At 42.0% G+C, this 25,760-nt stretch carries 26 protein-coding genes; 6 read left to right on the top strand and 20 right to left on the bottom strand.

Annotated elements, in window-relative coordinates; translation table 11 throughout:
- Positions 1–148: 148 nt before the first annotated feature.
- The 3 genes from LEP1GSC058_RS19875 to LEP1GSC058_RS04420 all read right to left on the bottom strand — a co-directional run bounded on the left by LEP1GSC058_RS19875 (position 149) and on the right by LEP1GSC058_RS04420 (position 4,558).
- Positions 149–685, bottom strand: a complete 537-nt coding sequence (locus LEP1GSC058_RS19875; protein ID WP_084680370.1) for a hypothetical protein — start codon at positions 683–685, stop codon at positions 149–151.
- Between the two features lie 253 nt (positions 686–938).
- Positions 939–2,087 carry a serine hydrolase domain-containing protein gene (locus tag LEP1GSC058_RS04425; RefSeq protein ID WP_016548500.1) on the bottom strand — a complete coding sequence of 383 codons (1,149 nt, stop codon included), beginning with the start codon at positions 2,085–2,087 and terminating at the stop codon, positions 939–941.
- Positions 2,088–2,194: 107 nt separating this feature from the next.
- Positions 2,195–4,558 (bottom strand): copper-transporting P-type ATPase, encoded by a 2,364-nt coding sequence (locus LEP1GSC058_RS04420; protein ID WP_016548698.1) that lies wholly within the window; start codon positions 4,556–4,558, stop codon positions 2,195–2,197.
- 198 nt (positions 4,559–4,756) lie between these two features.
- Here LEP1GSC058_RS04420 and LEP1GSC058_RS04415 point away from each other — a divergent pair, with 198 nt between their 5' ends.
- Complete coding sequence (locus LEP1GSC058_RS04415; RefSeq protein WP_016548618.1) at positions 4,757–5,059, top strand: LIC_10421 family protein; 303 nt, start codon at positions 4,757–4,759, stop codon at positions 5,057–5,059.
- A gap of 237 nt (positions 5,060–5,296) precedes the next feature.
- Here LEP1GSC058_RS04415 and LEP1GSC058_RS04410 read toward each other — a convergent pair whose 3' ends face one another.
- The 15 genes from LEP1GSC058_RS04410 to LEP1GSC058_RS04335 all read right to left on the bottom strand — a co-directional run bounded on the left by LEP1GSC058_RS04410 (position 5,297) and on the right by LEP1GSC058_RS04335 (position 17,613).
- The gene (locus LEP1GSC058_RS04410) at positions 5,297–5,665 is read right to left on the bottom strand and encodes a response regulator (RefSeq protein ID WP_039948019.1); all 369 of its coding nucleotides are present in this window, start codon (positions 5,663–5,665) and stop codon (positions 5,297–5,299) included.
- 1 nt (position 5,666) lies between these two features.
- On the bottom strand, positions 5,667–7,205 hold the full coding sequence (locus LEP1GSC058_RS04405; protein ID WP_016548435.1) for an MASE3 domain-containing protein: 1,539 nt from the start codon (positions 7,203–7,205) through the stop codon (positions 5,667–5,669).
- Between the two features lie 364 nt (positions 7,206–7,569).
- Positions 7,570–7,770 (bottom strand): helix-hairpin-helix domain-containing protein, encoded by a 201-nt coding sequence (locus LEP1GSC058_RS04395; protein ID WP_016548594.1) that lies wholly within the window; start codon positions 7,768–7,770, stop codon positions 7,570–7,572.
- The gene (locus LEP1GSC058_RS04390) at positions 7,767–8,309 is read right to left on the bottom strand and encodes a VIT1/CCC1 transporter family protein (RefSeq protein ID WP_016548652.1); all 543 of its coding nucleotides are present in this window, start codon (positions 8,307–8,309) and stop codon (positions 7,767–7,769) included. The genes LEP1GSC058_RS04395 and LEP1GSC058_RS04390 overlap by 4 nt, the downstream gene beginning before the upstream one ends.
- A gap of 129 nt (positions 8,310–8,438) precedes the next feature.
- Positions 8,439–8,987: a hypothetical protein gene (locus LEP1GSC058_RS04385; RefSeq protein WP_016548503.1), complete on the bottom strand. Its 549-nt coding sequence runs from the start codon at positions 8,985–8,987 to the stop codon at positions 8,439–8,441.
- Positions 8,980–9,594: a hypothetical protein gene (locus LEP1GSC058_RS04380; RefSeq protein ID WP_016548465.1), complete on the bottom strand. Its 615-nt coding sequence runs from the start codon at positions 9,592–9,594 to the stop codon at positions 8,980–8,982. Before LEP1GSC058_RS04380 ends, LEP1GSC058_RS04385 begins: the two co-directional genes overlap by 8 nt.
- Positions 9,591–10,754: a sialidase family protein gene (locus tag LEP1GSC058_RS04375; RefSeq protein ID WP_016548403.1), complete on the bottom strand. Its 1,164-nt coding sequence runs from the start codon at positions 10,752–10,754 to the stop codon at positions 9,591–9,593. The genes LEP1GSC058_RS04380 and LEP1GSC058_RS04375 overlap by 4 nt, the downstream gene beginning before the upstream one ends.
- Positions 10,755–11,007: 253 nt before the next feature.
- Positions 11,008–11,415 carry a response regulator gene (locus LEP1GSC058_RS04370; protein WP_016548631.1) on the bottom strand — a complete coding sequence of 136 codons (408 nt, stop codon included), beginning with the start codon at positions 11,413–11,415 and terminating at the stop codon, positions 11,008–11,010.
- The gene (locus tag LEP1GSC058_RS04365; protein ID WP_016548511.1) at positions 11,412–12,524 is read right to left on the bottom strand and encodes a sensor histidine kinase; all 1,113 of its coding nucleotides are present in this window, start codon (positions 12,522–12,524) and stop codon (positions 11,412–11,414) included. The genes LEP1GSC058_RS04370 and LEP1GSC058_RS04365 overlap by 4 nt, the downstream gene beginning before the upstream one ends.
- 420 nt (positions 12,525–12,944) lie before the next feature.
- Positions 12,945–14,237 carry a hypothetical protein gene (locus tag LEP1GSC058_RS04360; RefSeq protein WP_016548398.1) on the bottom strand — a complete coding sequence of 431 codons (1,293 nt, stop codon included), beginning with the start codon at positions 14,235–14,237 and terminating at the stop codon, positions 12,945–12,947.
- 274 nt (positions 14,238–14,511) lie between these two features.
- Positions 14,512–14,874 (bottom strand): rhodanese-like domain-containing protein, encoded by a 363-nt coding sequence (locus LEP1GSC058_RS04355; protein WP_156860649.1) that lies wholly within the window; start codon positions 14,872–14,874, stop codon positions 14,512–14,514.
- 103 nt (positions 14,875–14,977) lie between these two features.
- Entirely contained in the window at positions 14,978–16,213 is a 1,236-nt protein-coding gene (locus tag LEP1GSC058_RS04350; protein WP_016548491.1) for an RNA polymerase sigma factor, read from the bottom strand.
- Between the two features lie 60 nt (positions 16,214–16,273).
- Entirely contained in the window at positions 16,274–16,609 is a 336-nt protein-coding gene (locus LEP1GSC058_RS04345) for a YciI family protein (RefSeq protein WP_039948017.1), read from the bottom strand.
- Positions 16,610–16,677: 68 nt separating this feature from the next.
- Complete coding sequence (locus LEP1GSC058_RS04340) at positions 16,678–17,154, bottom strand: carboxymuconolactone decarboxylase family protein (protein ID WP_016548712.1); 477 nt, start codon at positions 17,152–17,154, stop codon at positions 16,678–16,680.
- 21 nt (positions 17,155–17,175) lie between these two features.
- Positions 17,176–17,613, bottom strand: coding sequence for a DoxX family protein (locus LEP1GSC058_RS04335; RefSeq protein WP_016548545.1), 438 nt, complete (start codon positions 17,611–17,613; stop codon positions 17,176–17,178).
- A 341-nt stretch (positions 17,614–17,954) separates the two neighbouring features.
- Between LEP1GSC058_RS04335 and LEP1GSC058_RS04330 the strand changes: the two genes are divergently transcribed.
- Positions 17,955–18,200: a hypothetical protein gene (locus LEP1GSC058_RS04330; RefSeq protein WP_016548456.1), complete on the top strand. Its 246-nt coding sequence runs from the start codon at positions 17,955–17,957 to the stop codon at positions 18,198–18,200.
- 42 nt (positions 18,201–18,242) lie between these two features.
- Here the strand turns inward: LEP1GSC058_RS04330 and LEP1GSC058_RS04325 are convergent, their stop codons facing one another.
- Both LEP1GSC058_RS04325 and LEP1GSC058_RS04320 read right to left on the bottom strand, forming a co-directional pair.
- Entirely contained in the window at positions 18,243–18,623 is a 381-nt protein-coding gene (locus LEP1GSC058_RS04325) for an iron chaperone (RefSeq protein WP_016548508.1), read from the bottom strand.
- A gap of 137 nt (positions 18,624–18,760) precedes the next feature.
- Complete coding sequence (locus LEP1GSC058_RS04320; protein WP_232224611.1) at positions 18,761–20,503, bottom strand: hypothetical protein; 1,743 nt, start codon at positions 20,501–20,503, stop codon at positions 18,761–18,763.
- A 662-nt stretch (positions 20,504–21,165) separates the two neighbouring features.
- On the opposite strand from LEP1GSC058_RS04320, the gene LEP1GSC058_RS04315 reads away from it, so the two are divergent.
- The 4 genes from LEP1GSC058_RS04315 to LEP1GSC058_RS04300 all read left to right on the top strand — a co-directional run bounded on the left by LEP1GSC058_RS04315 (position 21,166) and on the right by LEP1GSC058_RS04300 (position 25,679).
- Positions 21,166–22,617, top strand: a complete 1,452-nt coding sequence (locus LEP1GSC058_RS04315) for a DNA-3-methyladenine glycosylase 2 family protein (protein WP_016548642.1) — start codon at positions 21,166–21,168, stop codon at positions 22,615–22,617.
- A 2-nt stretch (positions 22,618–22,619) separates the two neighbouring features.
- Positions 22,620–23,189, top strand: a complete 570-nt coding sequence (locus LEP1GSC058_RS04310) for a methylated-DNA--[protein]-cysteine S-methyltransferase (protein WP_016548301.1) — start codon at positions 22,620–22,622, stop codon at positions 23,187–23,189.
- A 321-nt stretch (positions 23,190–23,510) separates the two neighbouring features.
- Positions 23,511–24,119 carry a glutathione S-transferase family protein gene (locus tag LEP1GSC058_RS04305; protein WP_016548454.1) on the top strand — a complete coding sequence of 203 codons (609 nt, stop codon included), beginning with the start codon at positions 23,511–23,513 and terminating at the stop codon, positions 24,117–24,119.
- Between the two features lie 657 nt (positions 24,120–24,776).
- Positions 24,777–25,679: an alpha/beta hydrolase gene (locus tag LEP1GSC058_RS04300; protein ID WP_051133762.1), complete on the top strand. Its 903-nt coding sequence runs from the start codon at positions 24,777–24,779 to the stop codon at positions 25,677–25,679.
- The last annotated feature ends 81 nt before the right edge of the window (positions 25,680–25,760 follow it).

Here is a 25,760-nt window from a genome sequence, read left to right as displayed (position 1 = left end):
ACGGGCCGTCCTACAGAGCTTTAGCTTTTCCGAAAGCCTATAGAAAGCCGTAAGTTTGAATTTCCCGAAAGAAATTTTTTTTTTCATCCTGTTGCCCGGATATTTCGCAAAATAACCTACGAATAAATCGAAAATTCTATCTTTCGATTTATAAGAAAAGTGGAAATGAAAAATCGGCCCGCAAAGCCCCTGAGCATAATGCAAAGGTTGAAAATCTGTAATTCGATGTGGCGGCAGGTTCATTACAGCCGTTACAAGTTGGAGCTCCACAGGGATCATTCTGAATCAGGAGCCTACATGTATTGACGGAAGATCTATCTAGATAATCGTAATCTGCGCACCCTGTTAAGGAATCCGCCTGCCTCTGCTGAGCGGATGTCGGTTTAGATGATTTCGAGGATGAGCTTGATGAGGAACTCGGACCTCCGCAAGGAGTGCTTGCAAACATTAACGTATAGCTCACTGTCCAGTTATATCCGGAGCTAGCAAACTGCGGACATCTTTGTTGGAGTGCGGCGATATCACCAGTCAAAAGTTGCTTCGCGTCCTCTCTTTTGATCTTATCTCCTCTAACCTTATAAAACTCTTCCTGTATATCTTGCCCGATACAGGAGATACAGAGCAGAGCAATTGCACTGAATATGCAGCATAGAATTCGTGAATAATATTTAGTCGTAAAACTCATTTCCCTTACCGCTCTCTCTGGCCGTTGCTCTACAAAATTACTTATTTCCATACTCAACTGCATGGAAACCTTAGACTATGAAGGATCGAATTCTACAAATTCAAGAAATTTTCGAAAGGGATAAAAAATTTCCAGAAAAATACGCGCTAAACCGCAAGACTTTCAGTTGCTAAACTTCTTGAAGAGCAAATTAAGATCGAATAGTTTTTATGCGGTTTTTATTTCGACTAAATTTCATTTCGAGCTGAAATTCTTATTTGAGGAACTCCTTATCGATAGTATTCAACAAGGATCTAGTGTCAAAAATTCCGTTATTTGTAAGCACCACTGTGGCAATCCTAAATTTCGGGTATATACGCATTTCACTGTGAAAACCGGCTCCTCCGCCCTCTTTATAAAAGAAACTCACCTGATCGAGTTTGCCAATATGCCAACCGAGCGTCATTTCAATCGGCTCTCCTTTGTTATTCGTCTGTTGCTTAAAAAGTAGGTGTTTCATTTCGGATCCGATTAGCTTGGAATTTTCCCGCAGAAGGTCCCGTAAAACGGAGACAATCGCGTTAATCGTACAAATTATACCTCCAAACGCCGGACCGTCAACATAGTGGTCGCGAATACGAAGCCAATTTTGCTCATATTCTCCGATAAACTTTTGATCAATTAGAAATTTCTTAAATAGATTTATGAAGGACCACCTTCGTAAATATCCTTTTGAATAAGCCTCCTGCTCGTTAATCGTAAAACCGGCCTCATTCCTCGGAATATGCAGACGGTCGAATATATTTTTACGGATATATTCTTTGAATTCTAACCCCGATACTTTCTCGATAACTCGACCTAATAACCAGTAAGAAATATTCGAATAGCTGTATTTCTGTCCCGGAACAAAATCCAAGCCGGGATTCTTTTCCAATATTTTTCGCAAATTAGAAATTTCATCGAACGAACCCTCTTCCTCTTCGAGATGTACCCATCGCAATGGAAGCGGGTTCGGAATCCCTGAAGTTTGAGAAAGTAAATGGCGAATCCGAAGTCGGTTTCCGTACGGAATATCCGGCAAATATTTAGTTACCGGATCTTCCAATGAGAGCTTATCCTGCTCCGCCAATTGCAGTACGGCGATAGCGGTGATCGTTTTTGACATCGAATATATCATCATAGTAGTTTTATCGCTTATGAGACGTCCGGATGCTATATCGGCCAATCCTCCGTTGAAACGAAAAATCTCCGAATTTGCTTTGACCACAGCATATTGAATGCCGGGGGTATTGTTTTGTGAGATTTGCTCTTCCAAGTAAACTTGTACTTTCGAGCCTCGAGTTTGATGTTGATTTTTCACAAAAATACCGCAACCGGACAGGAATAAAAAAAATAGAATGTATATGATAACTTTATTAAGCATTTTAATCGCAATTTCTCCGATCGAATTAGGTCAACATCGGGAGAATTTTCTGCGAGATCCGGATTTTCAAACCGTTTATTACGCATCTTCGCTCTGAAAATGGCAAATCAAAGTTTGACTCGTTTCAATTGAAGAGCGTTTATCACTACAGAGAGCGAACTGAAGCTCATGGCTGCTCCCGCTATCATTGGAGATAACAAAATTCCGAACGTCGGATAAAGTAAACCGGCAGCGATCGGAATTCCCAAGAAATTATAGACGAACGCGAAGAAAAGATTCGTGTAAATGTTTCGCATAGTAGCCTTGCTTAACTGTATCGCTTTAGCGATCCCTGATAAGTCGCCTTTGACAAGAGTAATTCCGGCGCTTTGAATCGCAATTTCGGTTCCCGAACCCATTGCAATTCCGACATCGGCTTCCGATAAAGCCGGAGCATCGTTAATACCGTCGCCGGCAACCAATAGAACATCCTTACCGTTCTTATTCTCTTTTACAATTTTCTGTTTTCCCTCCGGCGTCAATTCGGCGAACACTTCTGCGATTCCAGTTTGAGCCGCAACTTTAGAAGCGGAAATCTTTGCGTCTCCCGTCAACATTACGATTCGAATTCCAAGCGATTTCAAAATGGAAACGGCCTCGTATGTCGTATTTTTTATCGGATCGGTAATCGCGATAATTCCCGCCCATTCATTCTGCTCTCCGACCCAAATTACCGTCTTTCCCTGCTGTAAGAACTCCTCCTCTTTATTTAAGAGTTCTTCGGAAGGAATAACGGAGGTCCAACCGTTTCTTTTTCCGACGAAGATCGACCTTTCCCCGATTTTTCCCGTTACACCGATTCCGGTTAACGACGAAAATTCCCTAATTGACGTTAACCCGACGCCTCTTTCCAATGCTTTGCGAACGACTGCCCTGGAAATCGGATGTTCACTTTTAGACTCCAACGAATAAGCTATTTCTAATATTCTATCCGAATGTCGTTCTGGAAAAATATCCGTCAAGCTTGGATGTCCTTCCGTTAAAGTGCCTGTTTTATCCGTAAAGAGCACCGAACCCGATTCGGCCTTTTCCAACGATTCCGCATTTCGTATCAGAATTCCGTTTTTTGCCCCGATTCCGACTCCAACCATGACCGAAATCGGAGTGGCAAGACCGAGAGCGCAAGGGCACGCAATGATTAAAACCGAAATCGAATTTAGGATTGCATAAGATAACCTCGGCTCAGGACCATAAATCATCCAAATCAAGAAGGTTAAGAATGCTATGAAAAGAACGAACGGAACGAACCACCCTGCGACTCGATCTGCTACTCCTTGAATCGGAGCGCGACTCCTTTGCGCTTGCTCCACCATATGTACAATCTGAGATAGGGCCGTTTCAGAACCGATCTTCTTTGCCCGAAAGACAAAAGTTCCCGTTTGGTTCGTCGTCGCTCCAAAAACGGTATCACTCTCCTTTTTCTCGACCGGGATCGGCTCTCCCGTAAGCATCGATTCGTCGACATAGCTTTTCCCTTCCTCAAGCACGCCGTCCACGGGAATTTTTTCTCCCGGTTTAACACGTATGGCATCTCCCACCTTGATCTCTTCTATTCGAATTTCTCGCTCCGTTCCGTCGGCTAGAACCAAATTTGCCGTCTTAGGTGATAAGCCCAACAAGCTTTGAATCGCATCTCCCGTTCGCCTTTGAGCGCGGGCTTGTAGATATTCTCCTAATAAAACAAGAGATAAGATCACCGCTGCGGCTTCGAAATAAAGACCGACTTTACCATGCATCCGTGCAGATTCGGGAAATATTTCCGGAAAGAAGATAGCCACTAATGAAAAGTAGTAGGCAGCGCTCACACCGATCGTGATCAAGCTATACATATTCAATTTTCTTGAAATAAAGGATTTCACTCCCTTTTGAATCAGAAAATATCCAGGGCCGAAGTAAACTATCGAGGATAGCGCAAACTGAATCCAATCTCCCGCACCGAATGTAATCTTAGAGACTTCGTGCGGAATAAGCATCTCTGCCATTGCTAATGAAAAGATAGGAAACGAAAGAAAAAAGGATAAAATCATCTTACGAAACAAATTACGAAGAGCAGAACCATCCTCTTCCTCATTAATGCCGCTTTCCGGAACCAATTCCATGCCGCAAATCGGACAGTCGCCCGGCCGGTCTTGACGAATTTGCGGATGCATCGGACAGACATACTCTCGTTTTTTAGAAACCGTAAGAGTATTGGAAGCGGCGGACTTAGTACGAGCTTTTACAAAGCCGGAGGATAAAGCGTCGAACTTTGCGGATTTCTCCCGTTTAATTAAATTCATACCGCAGATTGGACATCTTCCCGGAAAACTTTGAACAATTTGCTCGTGCATAGGACAAACAAATTCGTATTCGGGAGTCTCTTTCAGATTAGAACTTTCCGTCCCAATCTCACTACCCTGAGAAGAGTTACGAATTATTTCAAAATCTTTCATATCTATTCCTTCGATAAACCTAACGAAACATTTGCGAAGCTGTTAAATAGGATATTCGAAGTTGATTATTAATCCATTCAAATATTCAAATTCCGTTTGACTATTATCAATCGCATTCAGTTCAAAATGGAATCATACTTATTGACAACATTAATTCGAATATTTGAATTTACTTAGTAAATCGGGAGACTTACGTGTATGAAAAAATTAATGATACTTTCAATGTTGCTTCTATCGACACATCTCTTCGCGTTTTCCGAATTCGAAGAGTTGTTGATCAAAGAAGCTACTACCGCTCAGTTAAAAAGTATAACGAAAGATTACTTTGCAAAAAAAGCCAAAGATCATAAAGAATTGGCGAATAGGTATCAAACTCTCGCCGGTCAATCGCAAGGCGGCAAAGCGACTGCATCGGACGAGTTCAAAAAGAAATACAAGGATCTCGCGGAGCATTGTCTAAAAGAAGCCGAAAAATACCGAGCTCAGGCGAATAAGCTTTAACTAAAATCCAAAAGATAATGTGTTCGAGACGGTATTTTGCCCTACTTTCTCGAACGCAAGATATCTTTCCGGCGTTAGAATCGACCAAATCTAAAAGGATTCATATTTAATACATTAACGAAATTCAATATTATGACTTTAAGAAGAGAGTAGATCCGTCACTTCTCGTTCTGCAATGAGAATATTCGTATTACGGTACTGATTTCGGAGCGCTTTTGTGCCCATATTACCGGTCGTTCAGGAAAAACAAGATTCAATAACAGATTTCAAAGTATTAATTTCAATCGGTTTAACTAAATACGCTAACGGTGTGATCTTTGCCGCACGCTCTCGAATGCTCAAATCCGAATATCCGGTAATAAATATAATAGGAACATCGAACTTGGATTTCAGTTTAGCGGCAGTTTCAATTCCGTCCAATCCGCCGGCCAACATAATATCCATCAATACCAAACCCGGCGGATTTCTTTCGGCGCTCAGTAAGGCCAATTCACCCGTAGTGACATGTTCAGAGACATTAAACCCGGATTTTTTCAGTTCTCGTTCGATTAACATCGCCGTTAATATTTCATCCTCGACTAGAAGAATATGCATCTCATTCCTCATCCTATACTCTCGCCCTATAAAGGTTATCCGGGAATTCCAATAGAAAATTAAATCCTTTATCATTGTTTATGACGACTCGACCTTGCATCTGCAATTCTCCGATTCCATAAACGAGTTTTAGACCTAGCGTATATTGATTACGAAAATCGAAATCCTCAGGAAAACCTATTCCATTATCCGAATAATGAAGTGAGAAATTCTGCTGCGGGCCTCCTTGCGAGAGAGAAATATTAATGATTCCGTTCCTTTCTCGCGGAAACGCATATTTTAAGGAATTGGTTATCAGTTCGTTTAATATTAGCCCTATCGGAATGATCGTATCGATCAAAAAGAACCGATCTTCAACGTCCTCATTCAATGTCACTTTTCCTTTCGGAACGGCGAAGCTGTCCAGGATAAGCGAGAAAAGCTGATTTATATATTGCTTAACGGATATTCGGGATAAGTCCTGCGTTGCATACAACATTTGATGTACCAGAGAAATCGCCTGAATTCTATCCTCGGTTTTCTTTACAACCACCTGAAGTTCTTCGTTCGTCGGGAAATCTGCAGCCTGAAGCACGATCATGCTCCGAACGATCTGTAAGGTATTCTTGGTTCTATGATACAATTCTCGAATCAGTGTCTCCTTTTCTCGCAACGATTGCAGGATTTTCTCCTCAGCTCGTTCCTGCTCGAGCATCTTTTCTTGAAGTTTCAAATTCGTTTCGATTATCTGATCGTACGGACGGTTGATGGACGTCACGAATGTACCTTTGTATATTATACAAAATGAAAGTACCTTATAAATATGTCCCAGTACATTATATTCGTCAAAAACACTATGATAAACGGATAAAACCGATTCTCCGAATATGCAAAGTATAAAAGCGGCCAAATAATATAGTATAACCGACTCTCCGGTTTGTAACCACCGTTTCCAATATGCGATCGTCGCAAAACTTAGAATAAGAATGATTGTATATTCCCCCACTTTCTTAAATTGGGTCAGTCCGATACCGTCGATGGATGTAGCCGGCAGATAAGAAGGGAAAAATATAATAGCAACAAAGGTCGCTCCCACGAAACAAAGCACGGCTAAGAGCAGGTTCGCTTTTGTTAGCCAAGAATGCCTATTTTTAGAATAAATGAAAGCGCTGGCGAGAAAGATAGATGCGTTGAAAAAGCGGGCAACAAGCCAAAATTGGGTGGATTTATTGGCGGAGTTAGGAGTCACAAGATCGGACATACCGGAATAAGCCAGCGTATGCATAAAGTCCAGAAGACCGATTGCAAGAAATGAAGTTCCCAAAAAAAGGGAATGATTGTCCTTGCTGCGCTCATACGTAAACCAACATACCCCGAAAATAGATAAGGAAACGACTATACTAAAAAATTCCGTAATATTATGGAAGAGAAGATAGGAAGAACGATCTATTTCGGAAGAAAGCGATTTATGCAAGTGGTCGACGATAGGAAAGGGAATTGCCGATAGAATTATAATTCCTAATAATAAAAGATAAGGATTCTTCCATCGATCCGAAAGGAGATTTTTGTTCACAAGGCAATTCTCCGATAGCTAATCTTATTTTCGACGCGACGGAATGGAATGAAAAGATAAATGTCCCGACACGATTGTCTTTGAATGATGTACTCCACTTCGCTCTGCCCGAATTTATTCCTTATCGCTTTTGCAAAATTATTTAAAATCGTAATGAGCGAACGTAAAAGAATCCTGTCTACAAATTATATAAGACTGATGTATAAGCGAAATGCCACGAAAAGTGCAAATGAATTTTATCGATCTCCGATCACGTTACGGAAAGCCCGGCTAGTAAAAGGTTGCGGCTCTTTGATAATTATCAAAAACCAACGGATAGACAAGATAATCATCTCATAACGGTTCAAGGCGGACGAAATCGACATCATATAGTATCTTTAAGCGAAAGCCCGTTTTCTTTTAAAGTTGGTTCAATAACTAACACCGCATTCTCCCCGATCCCATGAAGTTGCAGAATTTCGTCCTCACGAAACTTAGCAAGCTGCTCCAAGGTTTTAACTCCTACATTTTGCAAGGCTCTCTGAGCCGGTTTTGCCAGTTTTGACGATAGAAAATGGATTTTCATGGAAACCTTGATAAGCGATAATTTTTATAGGGCGACCGATTTATACGACTACGCCGAAAATTTTTCCCGCGAATGCGGTGCCCCATAGCGAGAATTCCCCAAAAAGTGATTCGAAGAATACCCTTCAAGAGATTTGCATTGCCTACTTGAGCCGCTAATGCATTCCCGGACATCAATTGTTCGGCTACCTGTTTTGCAAGATTCGATTTAAGACCTCGATCGACGTAAATTGCTTGAAGTTCCTTCAGCTCAAGTTCCGGATCTTGTAGGAGTTCCCGACGTTCCCGCGCCAAGTCGGCGTTCTCAGTATCGGCTTGGGAACTAACAGATACATATTCTCCCGCAGCCATGGACATTGCGCCCGCAACTGAACCGGTGATGCCCGCTACCAACACGTTACCGCTGCTAACTTCCGCAACAGCGACACCTATGACTAAACTCGTAGTCGAAACGATTCCGTCGTTCGCTCCCAATACGGCAGCGCGTAACCAGCCGATTCTCTGTGTTCGGTGTTTTTCAATATGCGTATGGCGGACCAAAATATAGCAATTCCCTTAGTCGGCCATAATGACCGGGGTCCGACGGAATGTCGATAAGAAAGGTATCCACCGCTTTTATCGATGAAATGCATAGCGCATCCAAATATAAAAAAGAACATGCAATAAACTTTAAGGATGATTCTCGGGTTTTACGACGCAACCTCTCGAATATAAGTCTACGGATAAGGCAATAAGATCCGATAAAGTCGAAGGAGAGGAGCGAAAGAGAGCTACCGGGGTCAACAAGATTCCGAAAAATTCGTTGTTCCGTAAATCATAACTACAGGATTGTGTTAGGCGCCCGGATTCGAAGACTCGGAAACGAATATTATAATTGACTTGATTATAGAAAGGAAATATAGATCCCGTAGCGGAAGTAGCGATTAGGTTTAAAATCCGTAGAATCGTACGAGTCGTTCCCCCTTCTTCCAAGATTACTTCCAACCTCGTAGGCGTTCCGTTTTGGAATATAAATCCGTTCTTTTCCAATCTTGATCGGATTTCGGGAATGTAGCGTTCTTGATCCGACCAAGCTACAAAATGAAGGCCTAACCCGCGCTTCACCAATGAGTCGTCCGTATCAGTATTCAAACGCTCGGAGTTTCGTAAATCGCCGAAACCTACGCAAGCCATATCGCAAAGGAAAAGGAAGATAAATAGCGTTAGAACTTTACTCATCGTGCAATAAGTTATCTCGGGCGGCATCGAAAAGAAATAATCTGGCGACTCTTGCCATATCATATCTTAAATATTTGGACTCGGACGGTATTAATAGAAATAATGTTCCCCACCCTAAAACCGCCCAAGCGTCGCTATGATACACATACTCGTTTCGTAACGTTTCCCCTTTCCATACGAGAAAGGATATTTTCCGTTCTAAATTTAGTAGCACTGGAAAGAAAAGAAACGTATTGCTTGCGATAAAATTATTAATGGTGCTTAATAGAAACCTCCCGGGTCTATCGCGAAGTTGTCCTCCCATCTCTTTATTACCGGGATACTTCTCCAATACTACTTGAACATACCAGCCGTCGGAACCTATCTCACTCTTAAATTTACGAAACTGAGCGCTCGTTTCTAAAACGGAAATCATCGTCTCACCTGCAAGAGTTCCTTCGATTTCTTCAGTTCTCCAATTGATGAGTTCAAAAGATACGGTCCCGAATTTATTCTTTCGGTAATCCGTAAGGTTCCTTGCATTTCGATCGGCACGAAAGATCGCGCAGGAAAACAAAAGGTAACTAAAAAGAAAAAGAAAGATTATTCGGAACTTATCGAACTTCAAAGTTTTATCTCAGTCCGAATTATTCTAAAAACTTTAACCGATTCCGGATAAGCTTGACTTAGCAGGAATCCTCCCGTCTCCGACATAACGTTTAAATAGGAGCAGGCTCCATTATGCAATTCTGAATTTCCCGGAACGACTTTACTGATTTTAAGAAATTTAGATTCCCGTAGAATCTTAGCGGAATCCAAATCTTCGATTTCAAAGACGATGCATCCATGATACGCGGGATTCTCACCGTTTGTGGTAGGAGTAACGGCCAAATATGTTTTATCCCGAACCGCAATCAATTCCGGCGCTGAAAAACCGGTAAAAGAGTTACCGGCGATTTGGAGCCCGTCCGAGTCGCGTCGATTATCAAGTAATATGCCTACATAATTCCAGTTCCCGTCTTGTCGATTCAGCAAAATCTGGCGACCATTCCATGGCAAATTTCCGTCAGCACAAGATAGCGCGAGATATAATCGCTTCTCCTTGATAAAAGCGGACGGTTCCGTAAAAGCCACACAGTCGCTTAACTCCGGATGGATTCGGTTTAATTGAACTTGAGGGGTACCGAGATATTGATCGGCAGCAGAATCATAGTATTTTCCGGAAAATAATTTAATTTCTTTCGCGCTCGCTAATTGTTCCGGGGATTCCGCTTGTTTAAAAGCTATCCAACCGTACTCGAATTTTCTTTCGCCGTCGATTAAAGGATATCGATGCCAGAATAATTTCCAGCGTTCCGATCGAGGCGCATTCGCGTCAAAAATTAAGGATGAAACTTCTTGGTTCCAGGTCATAGGCTTAGGCGATCGGCCGAATAGCTTTAAACTCAATTTTTGACCCTCTTCATCCTCGGCTTCGTTTATCGCCAAGCCCGAATCGTTCCATGTTAGACCTTTATCAAGGGAATATGCTAAACGAGTACTAATCGCGTGAGGATGTTCGACAGGCCATCGATAGGATGGGTCAACCGCCGAATAACTCATGTAAATTTTGTTTGATTGGCGATCCATGACTACGGAAGGATCGAAGATTCCGTAAGCTCCAACTCCTTTTATTTCCAGAAACTGTTCCGTGAATGAAATTTTTCTTTCTAAGCTCGAGCAGGAATAAAAGGAGAAGAGAGAAAGGAGGGTCGTATATAGAAAGATCTTCAGAACCCTAGGTTTCATAAATTAGCGCTCACCGGAAATAAACGGGACTCTTCTGGCGGAATTATCATGATTACAGGATCTCACTATCCTTCATCTTCCGAGATAGCCAAAGGCTCAATTAAAATTTCAAACGAAAAAAAAGTAGAAAATGTTAAGAGAATAAGAACGATTCGGTTCAGGGCAAATAACAAGCATCGGTAAACCGACATTAATTTCATTTTTCCCTTGTTTTGCATTCTTGCAATGAAGAACGATTTGGAAATTCCAATCTCTAAACCGCGTTTTTGAAAAATTGCTCGATGATCGTCTCCAACTTTTCCGGAGATAAAGGTTTATTGATATATAAGGAGATCTCCTCAAATTTTTGAGAACGTTCCTGATCGTCCGGATTCAACGAAGTCGTAAGCATCAGAATGATGATCCTTTCCTTTTCGTTCGAATTCAACTTCCGATATTCTTCTAAAAATTCCCAGCCGTCCATTCTAGGCATTCGGATATCCAAGAAAATCAAATTCGGGCTTCGATTAGATTTCAAAATATCAAGAGCAACCACGCCATCATGGGCCACATCGACCTGAACGTCCAACTCTAACTTTTTAATGGCTCTCTGATGAATAAAATTCGCCATCTCATCGTCGTCAATCAGTAGGATTCTTTCCAAGCCAGCAACTTTTCTCATATCTCAATAAACTCCGGAATATAAAATATAAATCTGCTTCCGACTCCGGGCTCCGACTCAACCCATATCCTACCCTTGTGCAATTCTATAATTTTCGCACAATGGGATAAGCCTATTCCAATTCCTTCATACTCCTCGTCTCTATGTAATCTGTAAAATAATGAAAAGATTCTATCGAAGTATTTACTATCGATTCCGATGCCGTTGTCCTGAACCGAAAATTCCCATCCGTTATCGACTTTTCGAGCATCGATCCTAACGATTGCCTTCGATGACTTTTTTTTGTATTTGATCGCATTACTGATCAGATTCTGAAACAAGAGTCTAAGCTCCAACGAATAACAACGGATAGAAGGAAGCGGAGAGATATATAGCTCCACATTTTTCTTATCAGCCGGAGAAAGTACGTCTCCTATGACGGAGCGCACTAATTCGTCGCAATCCGCCATTTCAAGTTTCCTTTTAACCCCGATTCGACTATAATCGAGAAGAGACTTGATCAGAACTTTCATCCTCTCTACCGATCCCCCGATGGATTTAAGGAAATATCCGCTCTCTTCCGAAAAATCCTTTGCAAAGTCTTTTTTAAGAATCTCCAATAAGCTACCGATCGTATTCAAAGGTTGTTGAAGATCGTGCGAAGTAATGTAAGTGAACTGTTCCATCTCCTTGTTTTTTGCTATCAATTCCTCGTTATATCTTTTTAATATATCAGCCGCCCGACGAGCTTCGGTCATATCTCTAGTAACTTTAATGAATGCCACTACATCTCGATCGTCATCGTGAATCGCGGTTATAAGAATATTTCCGAAAAACTTCGACCCGTCTTTACGGATTCTCCAGCCTTCGTGACGCGCCTTGCCATCCCTCCTGGCGAGTTCCAACAACTCGTTAGGCAGCCCTTTTTCCTGCTCTTCCTCCGGATAGAAAATACTAAAATTTTTCCCGATAATTTCGGATGCCGAATATCCCTTCAGCTTCTCCGCCCCTATATTCCATGTTTGAATAAATCCGGTTCGGTCCAATATTAAAACGGCATAATCTTCGATTTCGTCGAATATCCGGGAAAATCCGTATTCAAAAATTCTCTTCGCAGTAGCTTCATTCATTACTCAAAGGCCTCGCCTGAGAACACCGACAATCAAGAACTGCATCATTTTACTCCGGAAGGAAATTGCGGATCTTCCTTCAAACAATCGCGTTAAAAAAAAGAGGATACCCCATTTTACGGTCTTTGTCTATTATAAATTCATAAGTATATAAAGATTCTATATTTCCTTTTCATGTCTGGTGGATGAAAACTCAAATCGACCTTTAAAAAAGCAATATTGTCGCTTAACAAGATCATATTCATCAACGGATAATTTATACTTGATCTCAAAACAAGCCAATCCAATATTTTGACAAAAAAATATACAAGTGCGATGAACAAGAAAAAAAATATGCGTAGATTGGAGATAATCGATATAAGGTGGCCCCGGGCCGGAGAAAGATTTATCCTTAATAAAACGACATTGAGACCAGATCCGTTAATTCAATTTTTGAATTATATCCGGTATAACATATAAGGGTGAAAATCCTCCCCCTTGCGTACTAAAATTCGTCGTTTGGCCTTGGTATAAACGGGAAGCGAATAGCAATATTTCATTCTTATATATGTACGCTCTAATATCCATTTTCATACCGATTTTCGTTCCGGAAATGGAAGTCGTTCGAACTGAAGGGGGAACAAATTCTTGGCAAATATAATCGCCATTTAAAATTTCATTATATTTTCCCTTCGTTAACTTTCCGCCATTATATGCGGCCTTACTACCAAACCCCTTTTCAGGCTTGAAGAAAAGAGATTTTCTGCGATTCCAAATTTCGATCGATTTCTCCCGATCAACGAAACTAGTTTTCGGAATGGATTTTTCCAGAATCTCCAGAGAATGCTTGTCCAATCCCGCCGATTTAAGAAAGGTCGAATCCGATAGAAATACGAGATTCGATTTCCTAGCAAATAGATCGTAGTCCATCGGATTCGGCGTAAGAACGACCTCCTTATTGCTCCAAGCCGCATACAAATGAGCGCATTCCGGATCGGATAGATGGAAATCCGTAAGTCTGTTATAGATCAGATCGATTTTTCTATCTTCAAAATAAAGGCCTCCGTTTCTTCTATCAAGTTGCTCCGGAGAAAGAATGAAACAATCGATTCCCTTCGATTGAAACAGATCTCGAAACATCAGAAATTCCGAATATAAAAATTGGGCTTCCGGATCATTATCCACGATGGCAATTACTCTAGGCATCTGCGAATAACCGTTCGCCGACCATTCTTCAATAAAAATGGAAAAGAATGCCTCCGTGAGTCCTTTAAGATCGTCTAGAGTCGGCAACGCCAGATCAACAGCCTGACAACAACGGATTTGCGCCGTCATTAGCTTGAATTGCAAAAATGCCCCACCGGCATTCGTATTGATTTCGATTAGCTTCGGTCCATCCAATGTCCGATGAAAATCCAGACTTAAAAAGACTCCGCCTTCACAATTCCTAGTTCTTATTTCTTCAGGATAAGACTTTAAGAATTCGCTCCTAATGGAGGGAAGTCGCAATACGGATCGAACCGAATGCAGAATTTCCTTGATTCGTTGAACTTCCGATAAATTTATAAATGACGGTGTCTCAGAATAGAATCGGTCTACGAGAATCGGATTCATCCGGTTACGAACGGATTTCGAAGGCCATTCATTCAATCTATCCTTATCTAGCGATGAGCAGGAACATGTATCGTTCAGAAAATCGGCAATCGGCTCTCCACAATTAATTAAATCGTTCACGTTTTACCTCGAGTCATTCGTATTCCTAAGATCGATGAGCGATTTCCCCGCAATCCTACCATGATCCTATGTATTTCTCCTTGATACAACGCCGGATCGAAAATCCTTCAATCATATCTTTGACGATCGGAGGTACCCGAAAAAGCTTTTAAAAGCTCGAAAATCAATGCTCGTGATAAATTAATCTCTCCGACCGTACAAAAAAATAGCGCTGTCCGTTTCAACATTGCGATTCTTCCGAAGTGTATCGAAAAAAATAAACTTTGATCTTAAGTTACCTTTTGGAAGCCGCGGAGAATAAATTTCGAATACCGCCTGCGTCTTTCACTTCCGTAAACCCTTCCTCTTTCAAAAGCGCTTTTGCCCTAGCGCTTCTGCCTCCGGACTGGCAATATAAGAGAATCTTTCCTTGCTTCGGACCTAATTCACCCAAATGTGAATGTAGATCATTGATGGGTATATTGATCGCTCCTGGATAATGTTCCACGGCAAACTCCTGGGGAGTTCTTACATCGACAACGAGTGCGCCTTGCTCCAGCCAGCTTGAAATTTCACGCCCTTCATCACTCTTTCCGCAGCCTACTTGCATAGCTCCAAGCAGCACAATTATAGTTAGAAATAGTTTACTGTTCTTCATAAACGACTACCTTACTTTCCTATTGCGTCACTTGAACAATGCGAGTCAAGTTGCAACTTAAAACCTCGAAGCCGGAATTCTTAAAATTAGACTTTGGCAAAAATTATCCGAAATCGTTGATTTTTTTCTGAATGCCTTGTTTTTCGGTCTGAGTTTTGGCCAGTGAATAGGCTTTTTGAAAATTCAATTTTGCTTTTCGGTCATCAACATTTTTATAAAGTTCTCCCAATAGAATGAAATAAAAATGATTATTTTCCAATTTTAACTTCTCCGCCTCGATTAAAGCTTCTTTTCTTCCATTCGCCTTGTACAAGGCGAATGTTCTGTTTAAGGCGACGCTCGGAGAATAATTCACCATCAGAAGCTGGTTATACAATTGCAGAATATCCTCCCATTTCTCTTTCGTATCCTCCTTCATACAATGCCAATATGCGATTTTCGCCTCCAAATGATACGAGCTGATCTCGTCCCCTTGGACGGAAATATTTAAAAAATGAATTCCCTGATTGATCAGTGCTCTATCCCATAATCCTTCATCTTGTAATTCGTAAAGAATCAAAGAATTTTCGTCGGTTTGTCTGGCACCGAATCTAGACGCGTGAAAGCACATTAAGGCAAGCAATGCATTCGTCTTAGGTCGATTCGTTCTTCCATACTCGGAAAGCATAACACCCAAACGTAGCGCTTCCAGGCAGAAGTCGTTTCGCAAAATTCGATTTTGCGTTTTTGAATAATATCCTTCATTGAAAAGAAGATAAATAATATGCAGTACGTTATCGAGTCGGTCTACTATTTCACTTTCCGGCGGAAACTCCATTTTTACTTTTTCAATTCGTAATTTTTCTTTAGCTCGAAACAGCCTTTTATTGATCGTTTCCTTGTTCGACAAAAATGCTTCCGCAATTTCATCGATACCGAAACCGCATAAAATACGCAGTGCCAATCCGATTTGAGCTTCACTTGCAATAGCAGGATTGCAAATAGCGAAAAGCATCTGAAGCTGACTATCCTTGATGTTTTGTTCGGAGAAGTTTAAATCCGTAATTTCAGGATTCCGTTCTTGCTTTAAAGTTAATTCGGGAATTATTTTTCTTTCGAAAATCTTATTTCTTCTGAAATGATGAAGAGCTTTCCGTTTTGCTACGACGTAAAGCCATGCCGTAGGATTCGCGGGAACTCCTTTACTTCCCCAAGTTTCCGAAGCCAACAGGAATGTTTCGCTTACGATATCTTCGGCTAATTCTATGTGTTGCAGTCCGAAACGCTTGCTGATAACGGCAACCATTTTGGAAAATTCCTGCTGGAACAATTGCTTTAATGATTCGGATTCCGTTTCCATATTTAATGACAAAGTTCCCTCTCTCACGATCGGGAACTTTGTCGCCCTAATTCGGATTGATCACAGGACGGGTCGAATTTCAACGCTACCATCGGCGTCTAACGCTGGGCAACCGTGAGCCAAGGTAGTAGCGTCCTCTAGCGTATCGGCTTTGACGACGATAAAGCTGCCTAACCGCTCCCTGATTTCCACGAAAGGACCGTCGGTAATCACACCTCCTGACTTGAGAACCTTACCTTCCGTCGAAAGACGGGGACCGTTATTCGCCAATTTTCCTTGTGCTGCGATACCTCCCACCCAGTCCTGCCATTTTTTGGACAATGCCTGCATTTCCTGAGGTGAAGCGTTACTGTAATCATAGCTAGGCTGTCTGAATAATAACATAAAATCTTTCATCGAATCTTCTCCTTATGACTCTAATTAAACTTACGAAACAAATCGATCATTAACCCTAGACCAAGTCGCTATTTTATTAGCGCAGCGTGTTGACCGACTCGGTATGTTCCTGCCGGCGTACGAAACGCGATGTTAATTCGATTAAAACTGTTAATCGTTATAATCGACAAAGTTAGATCAATCAGTTCTTCTTCCGAGAACTGTTTTCTCGTTTGTTCATAAACTTCGTCAGGCACATGAGTTTCTTTGATTTCCGTAACTGCCTCCGCCCAAGCCAACGCCGCGCGTTCGCGATCCGAGTAAAAAGGAGTCTCCCGCCAGGCGTCCAGCATATAGAGACGCTGCTCCGTTTCTCCTACCGCACGCAGGTCCTTAGAATGCATATCAAGGCAATAGGCGCATCCGTTGATCTGCGAAACTCTAAAATTAACTAAATCCAAGAGAGATCGCTCAACTATCGATTTCGCCAAGTAAGCGCCCAAATCGAATAGCGATTTCATTGCGTCTCCACCCTTCTCATAAACATTAATTCTCCGTTTCATCATCTTGCTTCTCCTTAGATTTCCTTACATCCAACCGGTCTTCCATTGACGGTAAGATAATAAAACCATGGAAAGAATGACGATGGGAGTAACGATCGCTCCAAAGCCATCGCCTGAAAACGCGTGCGATGCAGCTGCTCCTATTAGATTAAACGAATAACCGGCGTAAGCCCATTCTTTTAGGGTCCGAAACTTATTCTGTAAAATGAAGATACCGCCGAGAAGTTTCGCGATTCCTAAAATTTTACAGACGTAAATCGGATACCCGAGACGCGTAATACCTTCCACATTATAGGGCACTCCGGCAAGAAGCATAACGGCGGCCATCAACATCGTTATTGTGAACGACAGAGTCAATGTCCAGTAGATCCATTTAGCGGTTTTTATCCATTTTTCTTTCTTTTCCGATTCCGAAATTACGGTCTTGCCCTTCCCTTGGATCGAATGTATAGAATTTGCCATTTTATTTCTCCTTTAAATAATTAGCGAATCGTTGAACTACAATCGAATAAGGATCGAGATAGTTGGGATTGGACAGTTTCCAGAAAAATTTTTAATAATTTCCGCCTTTTTTCCTATAGAATATCCGATCGGAAATCGGGGATTTTAACCCTTTTTTCTGAAAGGAAAATAACGGATTGAATCCTACGAAAATCGAGAAATATATACCGAGCGATCCCTTAAAACCTTTCGTATCGGAGGAAATGTCTCCTCCTTAGAAGAATTTAACGAAAATTCGATTCCGCTTTTAGGAATTAGAAGACTTCCCAGATTGATATTCGCAAAATGCGGCAACACTGCTCGTGATTTTTAAGGAAGGATGCGCGACCGCATTTTTTAAAGAACCGATGAGTAAAATATTCGGAATGAATCTATCATTGGATAACCTTACGGATCGACCCAAAATCCTGGAGATGGAAGAGAAACTCTTCGAAGCGACCGATCACAAGCAAAGAATTTCGCTCGTAGGGAGATTCTTATTATCGGAATTAAAAGACATCCGACCGGACATGCTGATATTCGAAACGAAACTTACTCCGAGAGAGTAATATTCGAACTTCATTAATTGCTAAAAAGAAAAATATTGACGATCAAGATTTCTTCTTCTTAGCATTGACCATATTTTCTTTAACCCGATATTTCACGATCTTACTTACCAACTTTAACGGTATCGGTTTGTCCAACGGAAATTGGACCGCTCCTTTGGAAGTTTTATATTGGGACAATTCGGATTGAAACGATTTTATGCCGCTTGAAGTCGGATAAAATCCGATATGGTTTTTGTACGCGGCAAAATAGACTAGGTTGCCGTTCAGTTCGAAAGCGGGCATTTGATAGCTGATTTTTTCGATTGCATTCGGCGCGGAACTTACGATGGTAGAGCGCAGATCCTCGAGAAGGGTCCGAACCTCTTCGGGAAAATTTTCGATATACTCGTCGATATTCTTAAAGTTTTGTCCTTTGGTCTTCATCTTCCCTCCTACTCCTCATTCGAACATTTATTTGAGTGATTTCCTTCCCTTTTACACGTACTTATGACCCTTACTTGAATTCCATATATTTAAAATTCAAGCATTGCAGGATATAATAAAAACGAGATCGAGTTTCCTTACTGAAATACGTTTAGCCAGGTTCGTTCGAGGCTCGGAACTAAAAGACCGATGATTTTTTCAGAATCATCCCGATTCAGCGCAATTGTATTTCCAAAACTTTGTCCGAATGGAACCGTCAAAACTGAAGTAGCAACCCCTCCTGCGCTTAAATTTTGGTTTCCCGCCCCGGACAATCCGTTGCTTTTAAAGTAGAATACCGTACCCGACCCTCCTCCAGGCGCGCCGACTAGTAAATCAGACATTCCATCACCCGTAATGTCTTGAAGAGCTATAAAATTTCCGAAATTTAAACCGGCCGCAGATCCGGTTAAAACGGAAGTAGGAGTTCCTCCTGCGCTTAAGTCCACGCTGGAAATTCCGCTGGAACCCGCGCTTTGAAAGAGATACGCATTTCCATAACCTGCCGAGGAGAGATAGGCTCCCACAAATAAATCCGGATAACCGTCTCCATTCGTATCTCCGGTCGACACGGAATTTCCGAATGAACAATTCGTACCGCCATTGCAAGTAGCTAAGGCAGGGCCGGTTAGCGTTGCACTGGGGATAGCGGAATATGGGGTAACGGAACTGCAATTCGAGTTATAAATGAAAACAATACCTTGATTCGTGTTAAACGTATTTCCGCCGACTCCTAAGTCGGCGCAAGAATCTCCGTTAAAATCCGCGAGAACGAAAGAAGCGAGGCTGCAACCGGTTCCAGCCGAGCAACCGGGCGCAGGAGCGTTAGGGCCGAGCACATATTGCTGCGGAGCCCCGGGAATAGATCCCGCAGTAGAAACGAAGATATAGAGCCTTCCTTGTTGAGCATTATACGTGGGTGCGGAAACAACTAGATCCGTATAACCATCAGCGTTAATATCCCCTACTGCGGCCATGAGACCGAAATCGTCATTACCCCCGAAATTATAAGTTATATCAGCGGCGGTTACGGATAAATCTTTGGAAGGAACTCCGGCAATTCCTTGGCTATAGATAATATATCCAAGGCCACCGGACCACGGACTAGTTAAGATTGCATCGTCGTAGCCGTCGTTATTTAGGTCGCCCCCCATTACAAAAGAGCCTAATCTATCGCCGCTCGCATGTCCTTTAATCAGACTATTATAGGTTCCACCCGAGCTTAGATTCTGGCTAGTGACCCCTTTTTGTCCGGAGCTATGAAAAATATAAGCGTATCCGAAAGTACTAAATGCGGGAGCAGCCTGACTTCCGATTATGATATCCGCATAACCATCCGCATTAAAATCGCCGGCTCCGATTCTATCTCCAAAAAAAGAACTGTTTGCAAGGCCGTCCGTCAAAATCGTATCGGGAGAGCTGGAAGGAAGGCCGGTGTTTCCGTGCGCCAAAAATACCAAACCGTAACCTTGCACTGCATTACCCAGGGAGTTACTAACGATCAGATCGGGAAACCCGTCCCCATCGGTATCATGATTGATTCCTTTAACAACCGTGAAGACCTGAGGAACCGTCCGATTTCCAGCTCCATCTGCTGCGATTACGGAAATCGTATGCTTAGTGCCTACATTCCAATGCGTTCCGGTAACGGCTTGGGCAGGAAGTTGGTATCTCCAACTTAAACCGTTGATTGCCGCATTCGAATAAGGTCCTCCGTCTAACGACACGGAAACGGATGCCATTCCCAAACGAATTTGGCCTACTAAAAAGCCGGTTTGAAGAATGGAATGATTAGCGATATTTGAGACAGTGACTGACGGACTCAGCGCAAAAAGAGCCAAAATCAATTCATTTATATCGGATTTCGGGCAGCGAAAACTGGGAACTTGAACCCAGCATTCGACCGTTGGCAGAAAAATCGGATTTGACCAACAATTTAGGCTAATTCCCCCGGTAACAACGAGAAAGAAAAAATTGATATATAGCCGATAAAATTGTCGTTTAATCACAAAGCCCAATCCGTTAGAACAGAAATAACATTCTGGAACGATTGAAGAAAATAGGAGAAAAAGGCCAAGAAAAAATAGTTCTACGATGAATAACTTGTTAACTTAGTCTGTTCTAATTTAATTTTAAAATGAATACGTTTCACGAAAATTTAAGATTCGTGTTTATAATAAACCGAAAGAATCGATTTTTCTTAACTTCCGTATCTTGTGTGATCGTTGCCGTTAAAGTAATCTCAGAAATACTTCCTAATTTCTAATCGAAATGAATGTTCGGAATGCCCGGCTTTTTGAATACCGATTCTATTTTCCGATCGAAGAACAATCGAGAAAATCGAAAATCATAGATTACGATCGCACATTTTGTTTTAACAAAAACTGGGTATGACGTAAAGTGATGAGACGAGTCGTTCCCTATTTCGAATTCGCGCATAGAAAAGAGGTTTCGTTTCGTATTTTTTTCCAAGTATAAAGTCCGAAAATGGCGAGCCATCTTAATGAAACTACTTTATAATGTTACTAGAATGTTAGATGCAAATATTTGCTATCAAGCTATGTCGGCTCACGATGCACGATTCGACGGAATTTTCTTCGTAGCAGTGAAAAGCACGATGATATACTGTCGCCCCGTTTGCCGGGTAAAGCTCCCGCTCCAAAAAAACTGTTCCTTTTACCCGAGCGCTGCAGCGGCCGAAGTCGCAGGATACCGCCCTTGTCTACGCTGCCGTCCGGAACTTGCACCGGGATATTCTCCGATGGAGGCCGTTAGCAGATTAGCCTCCCAGGCATTGCAAATGATTGACGAAGGGGCATTGAACAAAGGTTCAATCGAAGATCTTGCTGATGATTTTGGCGTCACGTCCCGCCATCTAAGGCGGGTGATAAAACTTAAATTCGGAGTATCTCCGATCGAACTAGCTCAGACGCAGAGATTGCTTCTCGCAAAGCGCCTATTAACCGATACGAGTCTTCGCATAACCGACATCGCGTTTACTAGCGGGTTTTCCAGTCTAAGAAGATTCAACACTCTTTTTAAGAGTCGGTATCGGATGGTACCGGGTCAGTTCCGAAAATCATATCGTCCTACGACAAAAAATTCCGATATCATCAATTGCGATCTTAGCTTTCGACCTCCTTTCGATTGGAATGCTATTACCGGCTTTCTGCACCAACGCATTCTATCCGGTGTCGAAGCGATTCAATATGGGAAGTATCTGAGAACGGCATCCATTGAAGGCGCCACCGGTATTGTTTCAGTTTCGCCGATTATCGGAAAAAATATTTTACGAGCCCAGATAAGCTCTTCACTACTTCCCGCTTTAATCCCTATACTTTCTAGTCTTCGCAAATTATTCGATCTGAATGCCGAACCGATTTCGATCGCACATCATTTAGGTAAATTGTCCGTAAAAAATCCCGGACTTCGCGTACCCGGTTCTTTTGATCCTTTCGAAGTGTGCATTAGAGCCATATTAGGTCAACAAATCAGCGTCAAAGCCGCGACAACTCTCGCCGCTCGCTACGTTAGAATGTTCGGCCTTATGATCGAGACGGGAATCGTCGGGTTAACGTATTTAACGCCTAGCCCTGAACGCGTAGCGGATTCCAGCGTCAAGAGAATCGCGAGCTTGGGGTTACCTGCAAAACGTGCGGAAACGATTCTCGCTTTTTCAAAAGCCGTTGTAGAAAAGAAAGTGAGCCTTAAACCGGATACGAACTTCGAAAAGCAAATCGGAGAGCTGACAAGTATTCCCGGGATCGGCGACTGGACTGCCCAGTACATCGCGATGCGAGTGTTCGGTTGGCCGGATTCGTTTCCAAATACTGATTTAGGGATTTATAAAGCGTTAGGTGAAAAGAATCCGAATAAAGTTTTAAAATTAGCGGAGACGTGGCGACCTTGGCGGTCCTACGCAGCCATACATTTATGGAAATCTTTGGAAGAATAAACATGACTTACTACGCAAAAATAGGTTCGCCGATCGGCGAACTTCTTATCGTCTCGAACGGAATCAGCATCACACGAATCTGCATGGATAATCAAAAATACGGCGCCGATATCGAAGAGGACTGGATCGAGCGCTCGAATCTGGAACCGATATCGCTTGCTCGCGAGCAACTTAATGCCTATTTTGCCGGACACCTAAAAAAATTCGATCTGCCTCTGACTATGATAGGAACTCCTTTCCAAAAAAGGGTATGGGCGGAACTTATCAAGATACCATTTGGAGAAATTATTTCCTACGGAGAGTTAGCACGTAGGATCGATAACCCGAACGCTTCTCGCGCAGTCGGGCTGGCTAACGGTAAGAACCCGATGGCAATCGTCGTTCCCTGCCACCGAGTTATCGGTTCGAATGGAAGTCTCACCGGATACGGAGGTGGATTACCTAATAAACAATATTTACTTGAAATGGAACGAACCCTCGAGCAAGGCAATGTAAATTCCGCTTCGAATTTCGAAGGCGACCTATGGACCTGGTCTGAACAAAACGAACTCCCATTAAAAAACGGTTCATAAGAAATTAAAATACTTCCAAAATAAGAAACCGAGAAACTGTAAGGTTCGCCGAAATCCAGGGAATATACGATCAAAAAGCGCAAGAATCCGCTCGGCCTCGGCGATTTTAGTGGAAATGAATCAAGCAAGAAACAGAATCGAGAAAGTACAATCCGCCCCTATCGAAGATCGGTACTGAAACTCCGGTGAAAAGAGAAAACAATCTGTAACATTAATAAATATGATTCCCTAAAAATGCCTACTTGACCTAACTTCAACGCAAAAATTCTTTACAGTTACCGACCGATCGGTAGTATTAGGCACCCGAGAAGGAATTATGCGATGGAAAGAATCCTTTATAGTCATTCAATATCCGTAAACTCATATCGAGCAAGACTGATGCTTAGTCTTTTGAATTTAGAGTTTAAGGAAATTTCCGTAGATTTGCTGCGCTCGGAGCAGAATGGAGACTCTTTTAAAAAAATAAATCCGGTCTCTCAAATACCCGTACTAGTCGAAAATGATATCACAATCTGGGACAGTCACGCAATCTCAATATATTTGGCCGAAAAATACGGCGAAGATCAATGGCTCCCCCGGAGTTTGCAAAGTAAAGCAATCGTTTTGCAATGGATATTCTTTGATGCAAACGAGTTAAACAATGGAGTGGGACTGGCCCGAGTTCACTACAAGTTTAAGATCGGGGGAAATGGAGAAACGTTTCAGGAAAGAGGAAAAAAGGCATATAGTATCTTAAATGATCACTTAGCTAATCGCGACTGGATAGAATTAAACAGGCCCACATTAGCCGACGTTTCCTGTTTTCCGTTTTGTTCAGTATCCAAAGACGCGAAAATCGATATCGATGAATACCCTAATTTGCGGAATTGGATGGAGAGGTTTTCGCATTTAGAAAATTTCGTTCCTTTCCGAAAAATCGAACATAAGTAACGATTTTATTGCAATATAGAATACTTATTTTTTCCGGATCATATATTCCTCGAGTAGAATCTAAATACTTTCGATCGCTTTCTTAGAATCGGAAAGAAATAGCCTTTCGAATTGAATGAATCTTTTCACTCTAAAATTTCGGAATTAAAATGTATGGATACGGATCTAAATCGATAAAAAATCCGATATCTTAGTCATACCCATTTCGAGCAAACAATCGCTAAATGGATTCACCGATTATCGCCGCGCATATTAAGTCCAGTCTCGACGATAAATATTCTGAAAGAGGATTGCATGGATAAGAATTGGCGCTCCTAAAAATGTAAAGAATTACAATCGTTCAAAATAGAACGGTTAAAAAGCTTCGGTACATCTAGAAATTTTCTTTCCCTGCTATAAATGAAACTCTACTATAACTGAATGAATCAAACTTATGAAAGAAAGCTTGGAATCTAACAAGTTTGAAATGTCGAAAGCCGGTTTCAGCATTTTCTTCATAGACATTTTGAATCAGACGAGTCTTGAAATATATACCAGCGCAAGGAATCGGGAAAAATGCAAATGAATCAGGAACTTTATGGGAAAAAACTTATGGAATCTATTTTTAAAGGAAAGATCTTAAGAATTGCACTGAGCTATCTAATATTGTCGTTTTCAATGACCGGAACCCTCTTAGCCGGCGATGAAGTTAAATCTAATCTGGAAAATTCCTACCGTATCGAAGATGGAAAATTCACCGGCGTAGGCAATACTTCCATCTATTATCGCAGCTATAGATCGAAAAATGCTTCGAAACCGAGAGTCTTAGTCGTTCAACACGGAATCGGAGAACACGGAGGGCGATACGAAAATCTATTGGGAGCGCTCTCCGGAAAAGGATATAACGTTTATTTAATCGATTCCCGCGGTCACGGAAAGTCCGAGGGGGATCGCGGTGTAGTGACTGATTTTAACCAATTCCTGAGCGATCTGGACCAATTGATCGGCATTGCAAAACAAAAAGAAGGAGTTTTAAAAGTTACCCTGATGGGCCACTCGATGGGTGCCTTAATCTCTCTTTTTTATGCGGGAGATCCGGGATATCAGGCAAATTTGGATCGATTGGTCCTCAGTAGTCTTCCTATCGAGGTAAAAACGAATCTAATCGCAAAAATCAAAAAAGGAATGCTTGGATTAATAGCCGGTACTTCTCCTGGCTTCACTATCTCGACCGGATTAGATGCCGCCACTTTATCTCGGGATGAAACCGCAGTCGCCGCTTATAAAAATGATCCGCTAGTCCATGATAAGGCGGGCGCGTATCTGGGAGACTTTATCCTTAACTCAAAAGAAAAAGCCTTAGAGAAAGCATCTAAAATCAATCTTCCCGTTTATTTATTTCACGGAAAGGAGGATGCGATCGCACTTTCCGCCGGAACGGAAGAAGCCTTTGCAGCAATTCCCTCTAAGGATAAAACAATGAAGATCTACGAAGGTCTATTTCACGAGACGATGAATGAACTCCCCGCAGATAGGGAGCAAGTATTAAAAGATTTAGTGAGCTGGCTGGCTTCACACTGACTTTTGTCGGGCGCTACGGAAGTGGCGCCCCTTTTCGCTTTTCGGTAAGGATTCTGCGAATAACACAAGACTTTACAAAAA

This window comes from Leptospira fainei serovar Hurstbridge str. BUT 6 (assembly GCF_000306235.2).
GTDB lineage: Bacteria > Spirochaetota > Leptospiria > Leptospirales > Leptospiraceae > Leptospira_B > Leptospira_B fainei.
The sequence above is the reverse complement of the archived record's forward strand: the minus strand, read 5'-3'. Positions and strand labels throughout refer to the sequence as shown.

Bases quoted from the DNA above. Each gene is read 5' to 3' on its own strand.
- LEP1GSC058_RS19875 (WP_084680370.1), bottom strand. From the start codon at position 685: ATGAGTTTTACGACTAAATATTATTCACGAATTCTATGCTGCATATTC.
- LEP1GSC058_RS04425 (WP_016548500.1), bottom strand. From the start codon at position 2,087: ATGCTTAATAAAGTTATCATATACATTCTATTTTTTTTATTCCTGTCC.
- LEP1GSC058_RS04420 (WP_016548698.1), bottom strand. From the start codon at position 4,558: ATGAAAGATTTTGAAATAATTCGTAACTCTTCTCAGGGTAGTGAGATT.
- LEP1GSC058_RS04415 (WP_016548618.1), top strand. From the start codon at position 4,757: ATGAAAAAATTAATGATACTTTCAATGTTGCTTCTATCGACACATCTC.
- LEP1GSC058_RS04410 (WP_039948019.1), bottom strand. From the start codon at position 5,665: ATGAGGAATGAGATGCATATTCTTCTAGTCGAGGATGAAATATTAACG.
- LEP1GSC058_RS04395 (WP_016548594.1), bottom strand. From the start codon at position 7,770: ATGAAAATCCATTTTCTATCGTCAAAACTGGCAAAACCGGCTCAGAGA.
- LEP1GSC058_RS04385 (WP_016548503.1), bottom strand. From the start codon at position 8,987: ATGAGTAAAGTTCTAACGCTATTTATCTTCCTTTTCCTTTGCGATATG.
- LEP1GSC058_RS04375 (WP_016548403.1), bottom strand. From the start codon at position 10,754: ATGAAACCTAGGGTTCTGAAGATCTTTCTATATACGACCCTCCTTTCT.
- LEP1GSC058_RS04370 (WP_016548631.1), bottom strand. From the start codon at position 11,415: ATGAGAAAAGTTGCTGGCTTGGAAAGAATCCTACTGATTGACGACGAT.
- LEP1GSC058_RS04365 (WP_016548511.1), bottom strand. From the start codon at position 12,524: ATGAATGAAGCTACTGCGAAGAGAATTTTTGAATACGGATTTTCCCGG.
- LEP1GSC058_RS04355 (WP_156860649.1), bottom strand. From the start codon at position 14,874: ATGAAGAACAGTAAACTATTTCTAACTATAATTGTGCTGCTTGGAGCT.
- LEP1GSC058_RS04350 (WP_016548491.1), bottom strand. From the start codon at position 16,213: ATGGAAACGGAATCCGAATCATTAAAGCAATTGTTCCAGCAGGAATTT.
- LEP1GSC058_RS04345 (WP_039948017.1), bottom strand. From the start codon at position 16,609: ATGAAAGATTTTATGTTATTATTCAGACAGCCTAGCTATGATTACAGT.
- LEP1GSC058_RS04340 (WP_016548712.1), bottom strand. From the start codon at position 17,154: ATGATGAAACGGAGAATTAATGTTTATGAGAAGGGTGGAGACGCAATG.
- LEP1GSC058_RS04335 (WP_016548545.1), bottom strand. From the start codon at position 17,613: ATGGCAAATTCTATACATTCGATCCAAGGGAAGGGCAAGACCGTAATT.
- LEP1GSC058_RS04325 (WP_016548508.1), bottom strand. From the start codon at position 18,623: ATGAAGACCAAAGGACAAAACTTTAAGAATATCGACGAGTATATCGAA.
- LEP1GSC058_RS04315 (WP_016548642.1), top strand. From the start codon at position 21,166: ATGAAACTACTTTATAATGTTACTAGAATGTTAGATGCAAATATTTGC.
- LEP1GSC058_RS04310 (WP_016548301.1), top strand. From the start codon at position 22,620: ATGACTTACTACGCAAAAATAGGTTCGCCGATCGGCGAACTTCTTATC.
- LEP1GSC058_RS04305 (WP_016548454.1), top strand. From the start codon at position 23,511: ATGGAAAGAATCCTTTATAGTCATTCAATATCCGTAAACTCATATCGA.
- LEP1GSC058_RS04300 (WP_051133762.1), top strand. From the start codon at position 24,777: ATGACCGGAACCCTCTTAGCCGGCGATGAAGTTAAATCTAATCTGGAA.